Source organism: Actinotignum schaalii FB123-CNA-2, assembly GCF_000411135.1.
In the GTDB taxonomy this organism is placed as follows: domain Bacteria; phylum Actinomycetota; class Actinomycetes; order Actinomycetales; family Actinomycetaceae; genus Actinotignum; species Actinotignum schaalii_A.
Map to the genome: position 1 here is coordinate 594755 of NZ_KE150262.1, position 12220 is coordinate 606974.

Consider the following 12220-nt stretch of genomic DNA (forward strand, 5'->3'; position numbering starts at 1 on the left):
TGCGCGGGGCGGGCCGGTTGCGTGGAAACGCGACCGGCCCGCCCGGTTTAAGCGCGGGTACTTTTCGCGGTACGACGGCGCAGCTAGCGGCCCTCCGGCCCGGTGAGCTCGAGAAGGGAGCGGATATCCGCCCCTGAGATGGGCCCGCGGGCCGCCTCGTCCACCATGCCGGCCAGCTCGCGCTTGCGCGCTTGCAGGGCGATGACTTTCTCCTCGATGGTATCCGCCGAGGCAAGCCGGTAGACGGTGACCGGCTTATCCTGGCCAATGCGATGGGCCCGGTCAATGGCCTGCTCTTCGGCGGCCGGATTCCACCACGGATCCATGATGTAAACGTAATCGGCTTCCGTGAGGGTGAGCCCGGTGCCACCCGCCTTGAGGGAAATAAGGAAAACCGGGGTGCTGCCGTCGCGGAAAGCCGCAATCGCACCGGCGCGATCCCGGGTAGATCCATCCAGATAACTGTAGGTAATGCCCTCCCGGTCAAGTTGGTGGGCAATACGTTCTAGATAGGTGGTGAACTGGGAGAATACCAGGGCCCGGTGCCCCTCCGGGATAATCTGCTGGAGGTGCTCGAGGAGCAGCATGGTTTTCGCTGGCGGGGTAGTGATCCGCGCATCCACCAGGCCCGGATCAATAGCCATGCGCCGCAGCCGGGTGAGGGAAGCGAGAATCGAAATGCGATTGGCATTCGGGTCATCGATAAGCCCGAGGATTTCCTGGCGCTCGCGTTCCAGTTGTTTGCGATAGCGCTGCGCGTGGGCCGGGGCGAGGGGAACACTGAGCTCGGTGACCGTGCGGGCGGGGAGGTCCTTGGCCACTTCGGCTTTGCGGCGTCGTAATATAAAGGGCCGCACCAGGCGCGTGAGCAGCGCGGCAGCCTCCTCGTCATTAAATTTCTCAATGGGGTTCTGGAACTGCTCGGTGAAACGCGCGTGCCCAGGGAGCAGGCCGGGGCTGGTGAGAGCCAGCAGCGCGGCCAAATCCGAGAGGCTATTTTCCACCGGCGTGCCCGTGACCGCGAACGTCCAGGGGCGGGTGAGCGCGGCGACGGCGCGATAACCCACCGTGCTCGGGTTCTTCACCGCCTGGGCTTCATCGAGGATCACCCCGCCCCAATCGACCTTCGCGTACTCCGCGCGCTCGAGGCGAAGCAGGGTGTAGGAGGTCACCACAACGTCGGCGTTCGCGGCGATAATCGGCAAGGCCTGTGAACGGCGTTTACCTGATTCGGTAATGGTGCGGAGGCGCAGCTCCGGGGTGAAGCGTTCCGCTTCGCTGCGCCAGACCGGCACCACGGAGGTGGGGGCCACCACGAGCACCGGACCTTTCAACGTGCCCTCCGCGCGTTCACCGCTCATCATGGCGAGCATCTGCGCGGTTTTACCCAGGCCCATATCATCGGCCAAAATACCCCCGTAATGGGCCCGCGCCAGGTGGGTGAGCCACGAAAAGCCGGCTTCCTGATAGGAACGCAGAGTTCCGTGGAAAGTTTCGGGAACCGGCACCGCCTCGCCCAGGTGCTCAAGCTGGGCGAGAGCATCGCCCAGCGCCTGCGGATTGGCCAGCGCGGAGAGATCCAGGGCGTGGGCACGCGCCCGGGGTACAGAAATGCTGTCCGGGGTGACGGTGCCGAGAGCTGCGGCGTCGTGTAAAAGCTGGCGCAGCGCATCGAAGTCGCTGCCCAGCGGGATGACCATATCTCCCAGCACCAGATGCGGGGCGCCGCTGGTGAGTGCGTCGTAGAGGACGGGGAGGGGGACGTCGTGTTCCCCAACGGTGACCGTGACTCCCAGGTCGAGCCAGTCGCGATCCTCGGTGACGGTGGTGGTGAGGACCGGGGCTTCGGTGAGGACGGTGAGATCCGCGCCCTCGTCGAATATGACCGAGATTCCGGCTGCGCGCCAAGCGGGAAGAATATCCTCGCGCAGGTGCTGGTAGGTGGTGATGTCGAGGTTGCGACTGCGGGGGAAGTGAAGTTCGGGCATATCAGCCGCGAGCCAGGCCCGTTGGGCTGCCTGGAGTTGCCCCTGCGGCAACTTCATGATGCCGCTTCCCCAAGTAAGCGGTGTATACAAAGCTGGCATTTCGGTTGGCTCCGTGCTGTCAGCGCCCAGCAGCTGGCGTTTCGCGTACCACTCCAGCAGGAAAGGTCCGGTGAGCTGCGAATTGAGCTCGTCGGGCGCGGGGCGGCGGATCAGGGCGTGCAGAACCGGGTCGGAAAAACGATGCGGAGTGAACGCGCCGTCGGGGGAGACCACCCTGATATCGGGCGGCAGGGCGGGAAGGAGGTTGAGTTCAAACATGGGGATTTCCGCGGCGGGGATGCGTAAGGGCTGCGCGGATCCCAAAGTTTCGGAGAGAGCCGCGGGAAGATTCGGGTTGATGCGGCCGAGGACATAAGAATCGTTTTCGTAGCTCATGGCGAGGGCTGGCTCGGTGCCTTTGATAACGGCGGCCGGGGTGCCCTCCGGGGTTTCTGGTAGCACCCGCAAATGCAGATCATCACTCCCGCGCTCGCGGGCGGACAAGCTGAGCTGGGCGCTCCAGGGTGTCTTATCGATGCGGAGCGGCAGGTCAGTATCCCCGCAAAAAAGCTCCACCCCGGCATCGCGAGCATTTTCCAGGTAGGCCATCGCCGTAGTACCTAAGCTTTGCAAGGAAATACTTGGGTCAAAATACGAGGCGCGCTTCGCCACGTCATGTATTTCCCGCAGCGCCGCAAGTTGGAGGGGGTCCAAGCTTTCTGCGGCGGAGCTGTAGCCGTGCGCGGGAGCAATAGTGGACCAGGTAGTGGTGCGGTGTGACCACTCCCCGTTGAGATTCCGCTGGGCCGGGCGCAGCAATCCCGTCACTTCCCCGCTTTCCGCACTGCGGCTGAGAATAAGCCCGAGACCGCGGGTATCCGGGCGCTGCTCCGTTCCCACAAGGCTATCGGTAAGCAGTGTTCGCCAGGAGCGGTCTTTCACACGCTCGGCGTACACCAGCAAGGTGGCAACGGTGTGCTTACACCGCCGTGAGACCGGGCATGAGCAGGACGCGGTAAGGGGATGTACGGAGGTAATAAGAACCCGGTAGGTGTGGCCGTTACCGAGGACGCGGGCGACGATGCCGTGGGAATTCTCCTTTATCTCAAGAACGCGACCGGTTGCCGCGTAGCGTTTTCCGCGGGCGAGCATGGGAGGCGTGAAATAAAGCTCGTAGAAATCCGAGGTGAGTGCTGCAATAGCGGAGCGAAGTGTGCCGGCCATCCTTTAATTTTAAGACGCATCCGGGGATGAGGAAAGTTTGGGTTCCGGGTTCTTTGGGTTCCAGCTTCTTTGGGGGCGGGGTGCGGCAGGCGAACCGGGCGCGGCGCTTCCGGACCGGCGCGGTAGGATAGGTGCCACTTCCGCGGAGGCACCCCGCGGAGAAAGAAGGCGGAGCAGGTGAGGAATCGGTATCGTCACGCGGGCACTTTGGCGGTGCTTCTCGGCACCCTACTCGCGCTGGTTCTGGTAGCAGGAGCGCTGGGTGGCTGCGCGCTGCTCAAAGCCCCGGTACTCGCCGCTCCGATTCCTCGCCCGGTCACCTACGATAATTTTGGCGACGACGGCGTTGCTATCGTCTGGGACGACGACGCCACCTACCGCGATCTCGACGCCGAATTTGACGACTCTGGCATTGTGGACGGCCGGGTCCTGGCTGCCGCCTACCACCGCGGTGCCGGGCTCCCCGATTCTCTCAACGCCGCACTCAACGAGGACCCGAAAGTCAGCGATGTTGGGCTGGGGGAGGGCCTGCCCGGGGCGGGCTACAACTTCCCGGGAATCCCGCAGGTGGGAACCTTCTTTCACGTGGTTCCCGGAACAACCCAGGTGATCCGCGGCTGCACCGGCGTGGTCCTCGATACCCCGGGGCGTTCCCAGATTCTTTCCGCCGCGCACTGCTGGCCCGGAGATGCCTACGCCGCTACCGTTTTCGTACCGCAATTCGCCATTATTGCCGGTACCGCCTATATCCCCCACGGTATTTGGCGCATCGACCCGGACTCCGTGGTCATCAACGACGCGTATTACAGCGATGATGAGGATGCGGATCGGTACGACGCCGCCGTCCTTACCGCGGACCCGGACCGCTTCGGCAACCTCCTCGAAGATGTGACGGGCGGGCTGCCCATTGCCAATGCGAGCCCGGAGCAACCAGATATTGAGGTGATCGGCTACCCGGTGGCTGAATCTTTCGAGGCCGATAACTACACCTCCGCCTACCCGCGCCACTGCCGTAACTCCACCGAAACCTTCACGGAAAACGGCGTGGACTACTTCCATATTGAATGCGCCGGGATGCCCACCGGGGTATCCGGCGGGCCCTGGCTCCAGCAGAACGAGAGCGGGGAATGGGCCATCGTGGCAATTACGGGCGGGGCGCAGGACGGCGGCGGCTATACCGATGACGAATCCGTGGGCGTGCCCATGGATAACCTCATCGCTGACCTGCTAGAAGAAGCCCGCATCACCCTGGGGGATGCCGCCCTTGAACCGGGTAACCCGGCCCACGAAGTCCTCGGTTACCTGGGCGGTCAGCCCGACCGTGCGGATGCCTTCACCGTGTGGTCCTCCGGGGCGGTCGCGCTCTACCTAGATGCCGGCAGCGGGGAAGAAACCCTACCGCGGGCCGAGGAAGAAACCGGCGACTTCGCCCAGTTGGATGCCGCGCGTAGTTTCCGTTCTGTGCGGATCCTCGGCGGGCGTGATCGCCGTTTACGTAACCTCCGCACTCTCGCGGCCGGGGACCTGGACGGCTCGGGCATGGCTGATATTCTCACCCTCGGTCGCGATGGCGCCCTCATCCTCTGGCACGACCCGGGGCTCTTCGGCTTGCGCCACCCCGAACACCTCAACCCGCATCTTCCCCTCGAATTCACCAACGTGACCAAGATGAGCATCGCCGATGACACCCTCACTGTCACCAACATCGATGGCACGACGACGCAGTATGCGGATATCTCCCAGCAGGGTATCCAGCCCAAGCCGCGCACCTCATGATCTGGCTCGCACCGCTTACCGATTCAACCGTCTAGAATGGGCGGGGTGTGGCGGCGCGAGCGGCGTCGTCGTTCTTAACCGTTATCTATCCCGCATCACCTGCGCTAACGAGGAGCTACTGTGATCCCCCCGAAGTTGAAACTTGTAAGTTCTGTGCAAGCCATTAACTGGAACCGCATCGAGGACGAAAAGGACCTCGAAGTGTGGGACCGCCTCACGGGGAATTTCTGGCTGCCCGAAAAGGTGCCGCTGTCCAACGATATTCAGTCGTGGAATACTCTCAAGCCGCATGAACAGCTCATGACCACCCGGGTGTTCACCGGCCTGACCTTGCTCGATACCATTCAGGGCACCGTGGGCGCGGTTTCGCTCATCCCGGACGCGGTCACCCCGCACGAAGAAGCGGTGTATACCAATATCGCCTTCATGGAATCAGTGCACGCCAAGTCGTATTCCTCGATTTTCTCCACGCTCATTTCCACCGATGAGATCGACGAGACTTTCGAGTGGTCGGAAAATAACGAATTCCTCCAGAAGAAGGCACAGATCGTGCTGGATTACTACCGCGGGGATGATCCGGAAAAGCGCAAGGTAGCCTCCACGATGCTGGAATCCTTCCTCTTCTACTCCGGTTTCTACGCGCCCATGTACTGGTCCGCGCACGCCAAGCTCACCAATACCGCAGACCTCATCCGCCTCATTATTCGCGACGAAGCCGTGCACGGCTACTACATCGGCTACAAATACCAGCGCGCGGTGGAGAAGGCCAGCAAGGAACGCAAGGCCGAACTCAAGGAATACACCTTTGAGCTACTCCAAGACCTCTACGAGAACGAGGAAGAATACACCGCCAGCCTCTACGATGAGATGGGCCTGACGGAGGACGTCAAGGCATTCCTGCGCTACAACGCCAATAAGGCGCTCATGAACCTCGGTTACGAAGCGCTTTTCAACCCGGACCAGACGGCCGTCAATCCGGCGATCCTGGCGGCGCTCTCCCCGAACGCGGACGAGAACCACGATTTCTTCTCCGGTTCCGGCTCCTCCTACGTTATCGGCGAAGTGGAAGATACTACCGACGACGACTGGGATTTCTAGCGTGCTTGCGCGCTCGCGGTGGTGCGGCCCGCGGCGGCGCGTGCGGTACGACGCCGCAGCGCCGGCCTGGCGGTAATAGCGCCGGCCCGCCGCCACGCAATGCGGCGCGGCGCCGCGTGACCAATTCCGCCGCGAAAAAACTGGCACCACGCCCCGCTGAGCGTGTACGCTAGTAAGGCTTGCAGGGGTGAGCTCAGGCTTTCCCGGTGAGCATGGAGACGTGACTGAGTGGCCGAAAGTGGCACCCTGCTAAGGTGTTAGTCGCAATAGCGGCTCGAGGGTTCGAATCCCTCCGTCTCCGCTCTGTGATGGATCGTGGATTAGCCACGCCAGACGAAGGAGTACAACCGGTGGTCGCCACGATCCTCGGCTGGGGCTATGAAGGCAAAACTCTCAGCGATCTTCTCTCCACATTGGAAACTAACCGGGTCCATGCCGTTATTGATATTCGGCTTACTCCCATCAGCCGCAAGAAAGGATTTTCTAAAACGCGGCTTCGCCAAGCCGTTGAATCTACTGGGACTCGCTATGTTCATATGCGGTCCCTCGGTAATCCAAAAGATAATCGGGCAGCTTTCGCTTATCCTGGAACTCCCGAAGCGCATGCAGCTCACGCACGTTTCCGCAACGAGGTACTCGCGACTCCGGATGCGCGGGTAGCCATCCACGAGATTGCCGATCTCGCGCATGACGGTGCGATTCTTATTCTTTGCTTTGAGGCTAATCACCAGCAGTGCCACCGGAAACTCGTGATTGAGGAAACGTGCGCTGTGTTAGAAGAGTCCGAGCGCTTCGCGGCTTGAGACGCAATGTCTTGATTGCGCAGCAAGACACAGCCATAAAAGCACGGGTCCTCGGTGAGGACCCGGCGACAACGCTTCCGCAGTGGACTCGTCGTGTTTTTATAGTGCGCGAGGAGTTTATGATTGCCAAGATAAATGCAGTACATCTCGAGATGCTGCATTGATCCTGGAATTCGCCTTCACTCCTATATAAAATTCGGGTGGGCGTGGTGATTATGTCACTGTGAACTACGCTGAAAATGGGTGGGGCTGAGCGCCGTAATACTGTGGACTTTTACCTAGACAAGTAAGTAAGGGCAAAGGATGGCTGCAAGTACAAGTGGTGGCTCAAGTACCCCTCCAGTTGTTGCTCTTGCACATTACGTTCGAGAGCACGGTGATCAAGAAATACTATTCGGTGAAAAAGATCAGTTCGGGCACGGCCTTGGGGTAGAAGACTCTGTCTGGGAATTATGCTCGATTTTGTCCGCAGCGAAGGTCTCTGGGTCGCCTATTCCAGAAACCATGCTCGTTGCAGCCATTAACGATATTACGTACCAACTTGATGCTCATTCATCAGGTGCGCTCAATGCGGCATTAGAACACTATGGGTCGTCTTTGCGGGTTCCCCAAATACCCCGCGACGAGTAGCTTAGGAGGTTCCCCGATGATTGCATATGAATTGGACGGTTTCCCGGCGGTGATTCGCCTTCTTGAATTTGTGACGAAAAAATCCGAAAAGTATCATCCGGATGAACTCGTTTTAAAGGCATTGTGGGGTCCTGTCACGCCGTGGACGGTTATCGACGCTTTAAAATTTGGGGAAGCTTACGGATTTGAGATTCCTTCAAAGCTTGCGTGTGATGCGGTGGATGAAATTCGTCCAATTCTTGATTCGTGGGCTACCGATATTTTGGAGTATCACGAAAATAAGAATCATTGGGGTTTGGACTTGTCTTTGCCGAAGGAGCCGGGAGTTTGGCCGGACTAACTAGCCCATCTTTGCCAGACCGGAAAGCGAGGAAATCATATGGTTTTACCTATAAGTGAAGCACCACAGGAGTCGCAGGTGGCGCTTCTTGCTGAGTACGTCCAGAAACATGGCGACCAGGACTTCCTTTTTGGTGAAAAGGGGCAATGGGGAAATGACGTGGGGGAAGATTGTGATGTCTGGGATCTGATCTACACCGTACATTCGGGTGTTATTTCCAGTTGTGCCATGCCAGAAGATCTGATCGGCGCAGCTATCGACGAAGTCCGGGATTGGTTTGATGAGCGTACGCGACAGATCTTGAATCAGTATTTGGAAGAGGGCGGTTACTCCCTGCGAGCCTAATCTGCCGATCAATTCCATTCGCTGGTCATATGCCTGCCCTCGGTAATGTGACAGGTAATCGAAGAGCTTTCAGCCATAGAAATTGGGCTACTTTTCAGCCGTCGCTAACAGATCCGCGGCGGCCTCTTTTGCCTCGCTTTTACCTTCAGTGTAGACAACCGGCCAGAACAACGCCCGTGATCTGTGCGGAGAATAGAGAAGCTGGGGGCCGCGCCGGTATCGGCGCGGCCCCCAGGTGCGTGGCGTTTAGCCTTGAGTTACCTAGAACTTCGGATTACTTCGCACGCCGACGCAGGGCGTAGCCGGTGGGCAGCAGCACGGCCATGACGGCCAGAGCGACCGTAGCGGCAAGGCCAGTGTGGGCGAGTTGCCGCGTCGGTGCCTTGCTTGGGGTAGGAGCCGGCTTGTTAGCCTCGGGCGACGGCACAGGCTTAGGAGCCGGTTGAGGCTTCGGGTCCTGCGGTTGCGACGGAGAAGTTGGATCCGCGGGTTTCGGTTGCGGATTGGGCTCCGGTTGCGGCACCGGATCAGGTTGCGGCTGGGGCTGAGGGTTGGGGTCCGGAATAGGGTCCGGCGCCGGCTGAGGGTTGGGGTCCGGAATAGGGTCCGGCGCCGGCTGGGGGTCGGGATCTGGAACTGGTTCAGGATCAGGAACCGGTTGGGGTTCAGGCTCAGGTGCCGGCTCTGTCACATTGACCCGAACCACCGCGGAATACAGCGGCTTACCGGTGGCCGTATCATTCGCCATCATGATGACGCGGGTGGAACCCGGGGCAACCCCGGTCACCGTGCCATCAGCAAAGGTCACGATGGAGCTGGTGAGGGCGGGCTCGGCTGCGCCGTCGTCCCAATAATACGCACCCCACGTGAGCCCGCGACCGCTGAGATCGCCGTTCACATCAGTAATCCGCGCGAGCGTGAGCGTGCCGTGCGCGGGTATCGTGGCGTCGGCGAGCTCTTGCTGCGCGAAAGCCGGGCTGCTATTGCCGGCGCTGCTGCCGGGCACCACCGGGAAAACGGCGTTGTTATACGTGCCGGCTAAGCGCACCGTGGAAATATGATTATTTTGGAAAGCGCTCCAGGCCACCTCGGTGATCGAGGCGGGCAGCGTGACCTCCGTGAGCGCATTGGCCTGGAAAGCCGCCGGCCCAATCTTCTGCATCCCCGCCGGGAACTCCACCGCGGAAATCGCATTGCGATCCAGGAAACCGTAACTCACCTCCGTGAGGGTGGCCGGCAGCGTAATACCGGTGATTCCCTTGCTGTGCATATTCCCCGTCCTGCCATTCGGCCCGGTCAGCGCGGTCACGCCCTCTGGAATAACCACGTGCTTGAGGTTCGTAATTTTCTGCAGGCCGGTATCGCTCAAACCGCGCAGCGTTGTGGTGGCGCCCTCGGTTTCGATAGTGAAATCCGCGGCATCCCACGTGGCAGCGGGAGCGGCGGTGGCTGCCGGCACCATCGCCGCCAGCCCCATCATCAATGCCGTGCACAGTGCACCCACCGTGCCGACGATTCCCTTTTTCATCCGATATCCTTTCGTGGTGCGGCTCGGGCGAGTCCAGAGAAACTCGGGTTACTCACCGCCACCGTACCGCGAAATGCGCGGAAATTCATCAGAAAATGAACCGGATTGCATGGAAATTATTATTATCGCAGCTTGCGGCCGTGCGGGGCGCTTGTGATATTTCACGACGACGGCGCCAGCGTTAACGCGCCAGCAGCACCTCGAGGAGGGTGGCTACGCCGTCGTCCCATACCGGATCGGTCACGGCCCGCGCGTGCGCACGAACGTAATCGAGCGCCTGCCCCATCGCGACCCCCACGCCGGCCCACTCGAGCATCTGGATGTCGTTCCCGCCATCGCCCACGGCCACCGTTCCCCCGCGCGCGATTCCGAAATCGCGGCGGAGTACCTCAAGTGCGCTGGCCTTGGAGATCCCGGCCCGTCCGGCATCCACCCAGCCTGAGCCGGAAGAAGATGACGCCGCCCAATCCACCCCGGGCATATCGAGGCGGGAAAGGCGCGCCATGAGCTCGGCGGCTTCCATGCGGGGGACCACCATAATGAGGCGGAGGGCGTCCGGGACCACGAGGTCTTTGAATTTCACCCAGATGGCATTGGGTTCCAGGCGTTCGGTGGCGTACCCGTGCGCCACCCGCCGCGGGCCTTCCACCGGTTCCACCGCGAAATAGGCGCCCGGGAATTCGCGGCGCATGGCATCGAGGGCCCGGGCCAGATCGGCTTCCTCCATGGTGAAAAGGTGGGCGAGGCGCACCGGCACCACGTCCCCGCGATCCGTCATGGAGCGGACCGTGCGCACCTCCACCCCGGGAAGCTGTGCGTTCCCGAGCAGCACCGTTTCGTTGCCGTTCGAGCACACCATAATGGTTTCGCTCACCCGTAGCATATCGAGCACGGGAATGGCGGATTCACGCCCGCGTCCGGTAGCCACCACCAGGTGGGTTCCCCGGCGCAGGTGCTCCTGGAAAGCGGCGTCCACCCGTTCGGCGATGATTCCGTCCGGGCGGAGCGTGGTGCCGTCCAAGTCCAGGCAGACCATGAGCTCCGGCCCGGCCGGCGGGGTCCCGGCGGCATCGAAAGCGGCCCGCAAGCGCGCCGCCGTGGACTCCTCCTGGATCTTCACATCGCCGCCTTCGTTACGCTGGTGGTTACTCCGTTCAGGGAGCCTAGTTCACCGGCTCGATGAATTCGCGTCCGGCCAGGCCGGCGCCCAGGTAGGGCCGCAGCGCCTCGGGGACGTACAGCGAGCCGTCCTTCTGCTGGTGGTTCTCGAAAAGCGCCACCAGCCAGCGGGTAGTGGCCAGGGTTCCGTTGAGGGTGGCCACCGCGCGGGTTTTCCCGTCCACGCGCTCGCGCACATTGAGCCGCCGCGCCTGGTAAGTGGTGCAATTGGAGGTTGAGGTGACCTCCATATAGCGATGCTGGGTGGGCAGCCACGCCTCGCAATCGAATTTCTGTGCCGCGGAAGAACCCAGATCCCCGGCCGCCACATTAATAATGCGGTAGGGAAGTTCCATCTTCCCGATCATTTCGCGTTCCATCGCGAGCAGCGCGCGGTGTTCTTCCTCGGATTGCTCCACCGGGCAGTAGGAGAACATTTCCACCTTATTGAATTGGTGCACGCGAATAATCCCGCGGGTGTCCTTCCCGTAGGAGCCGGCCTCACGCCGGTAGCAGGCCGAATACCCGCAGTAGCGCCGCGGCTTACCGCCCAAGTCCAAAATCTCATCCTTGTGGTAGCCAGCCAGCGGCACTTCCGAGGTACCCACCAGGTACTGGTCATCGGCACCCAGGTAGTAAATCTCATCGGAATGTTCCCCGAGGAACCCGGTGCCGGACATAATATCCGGGTTCACAATCGTGGGCGTGGTCATGAGCGTGAAGCCGTGTTCGGCAGCCTGATCGATGGCCATGCGGAACATCGCCATTTCCAGGTGCGCGCCCACTCCCTTGAGGTAGTAGAAGCGCGATCCGGAGACTTTCGCGCCGCGATCCATATCCAAGGCCCCCAGGCCTTCCGCAATATCGAGGTGATCCTTGGGGGTGAAGCCTTCCGCCTCAAAATCGCGCGGGGTGCCGATGACTTCCAGCACCTCGTAATCATCTTCCCCGCCCGCGGGCACCCCGGCGAGCACCGGGTTTTCAATCGCGCGATTGGCGGCAAGGTAGGTTTCTTCGGCTTCCGCCGCGGCCGCATCCAGCGCCTTGACCTTTTCGGCCAGCTCTTTGGCGTGGGCGAGCACGGCGGGGCGCTCCTCCGGGGATGCCTTCCCCACGGATCGCGACACCTCTTTTTGTTCGGCCCGGGCGGCTTCGAACTCTTGCAGGGTGGTGCGGCGCGCATCGTCGGCGGCGAGCAGGGCATCGACGGTGGCGGGATCATTCCCGCGGCGGCGCTGGGACTCACGGATAGCTTCCGGATTCTCGCGAACAGAACGCATATCAAGCATGG

General features: G+C 61.3%; 10 protein-coding genes and 1 tRNA gene. 7 read left to right on the forward strand and 4 right to left on the reverse strand.

Going from position 1 to position 12220, the window contains the following annotated elements; all coding sequences use genetic code 11:
• Positions 1–83 precede the first annotated feature (83 nt).
• Positions 84–3251, reverse strand: a complete 3168-nt coding sequence (locus tag HMPREF9237_RS02425) for a DEAD/DEAH box helicase (RefSeq protein ID WP_016442134.1) — start codon at positions 3249–3251, stop codon at positions 84–86.
• Positions 3252–3428: 177 nt separating this feature from the next.
• Here HMPREF9237_RS02425 and HMPREF9237_RS02430 point away from each other — a divergent pair, with 177 nt between their 5' ends.
• The 7 genes from HMPREF9237_RS02430 to HMPREF9237_RS02455 all read left to right on the forward strand — a co-directional run bounded on the left by HMPREF9237_RS02430 (position 3429) and on the right by HMPREF9237_RS02455 (position 8243).
• On the forward strand, positions 3429–5027 hold the full coding sequence (locus HMPREF9237_RS02430) for a trypsin-like serine peptidase (protein WP_016442135.1): 1599 nt from the start codon (positions 3429–3431) through the stop codon (positions 5025–5027).
• A 120-nt stretch (positions 5028–5147) separates the two neighbouring features.
• The gene (nrdF, locus tag HMPREF9237_RS02435; RefSeq protein ID WP_016442136.1) at positions 5148–6125 is read left to right on the forward strand and encodes a class 1b ribonucleoside-diphosphate reductase subunit beta; all 978 of its coding nucleotides are present in this window, start codon (positions 5148–5150) and stop codon (positions 6123–6125) included.
• Between the two features lie 214 nt (positions 6126–6339).
• A tRNA-Ser gene (locus HMPREF9237_RS02440) sits at positions 6340–6426 on the forward strand.
• Positions 6427–6475: 49 nt separating this feature from the next.
• On the forward strand, positions 6476–6928 hold the full coding sequence (locus HMPREF9237_RS02445) for a DUF488 family protein (RefSeq protein WP_016442137.1): 453 nt from the start codon (positions 6476–6478) through the stop codon (positions 6926–6928).
• Positions 6929–7231: 303 nt separating this feature from the next.
• Positions 7232–7558: a hypothetical protein gene (locus HMPREF9237_RS09425; RefSeq protein ID WP_155875784.1), complete on the forward strand. Its 327-nt coding sequence runs from the start codon at positions 7232–7234 to the stop codon at positions 7556–7558.
• Between the two features lie 16 nt (positions 7559–7574).
• Positions 7575–7898: a hypothetical protein gene (locus tag HMPREF9237_RS02450; protein WP_016442138.1), complete on the forward strand. Its 324-nt coding sequence runs from the start codon at positions 7575–7577 to the stop codon at positions 7896–7898.
• A gap of 39 nt (positions 7899–7937) precedes the next feature.
• The gene (locus tag HMPREF9237_RS02455) at positions 7938–8243 is read left to right on the forward strand and encodes a hypothetical protein (RefSeq protein ID WP_016442139.1); all 306 of its coding nucleotides are present in this window, start codon (positions 7938–7940) and stop codon (positions 8241–8243) included.
• A 274-nt stretch (positions 8244–8517) separates the two neighbouring features.
• Here the strand turns inward: HMPREF9237_RS02455 and HMPREF9237_RS08810 are convergent, their stop codons facing one another.
• From HMPREF9237_RS08810 to serS, 3 genes are all read right to left on the reverse strand, one after another.
• The gene (locus HMPREF9237_RS08810) at positions 8518–9771 is read right to left on the reverse strand and encodes a leucine-rich repeat protein (protein ID WP_016442140.1); all 1254 of its coding nucleotides are present in this window, start codon (positions 9769–9771) and stop codon (positions 8518–8520) included.
• 181 nt (positions 9772–9952) lie between these two features.
• Complete coding sequence (locus HMPREF9237_RS02465) at positions 9953–10891, reverse strand: HAD family hydrolase (protein WP_016442141.1); 939 nt, start codon at positions 10889–10891, stop codon at positions 9953–9955.
• 43 nt (positions 10892–10934) lie between these two features.
• Positions 10935–12218, reverse strand: a complete 1284-nt coding sequence (serS, locus tag HMPREF9237_RS02470; RefSeq protein WP_039898218.1) for a serine--tRNA ligase — start codon at positions 12216–12218, stop codon at positions 10935–10937.
• Positions 12219–12220: the final 2 nt, after the last annotated feature.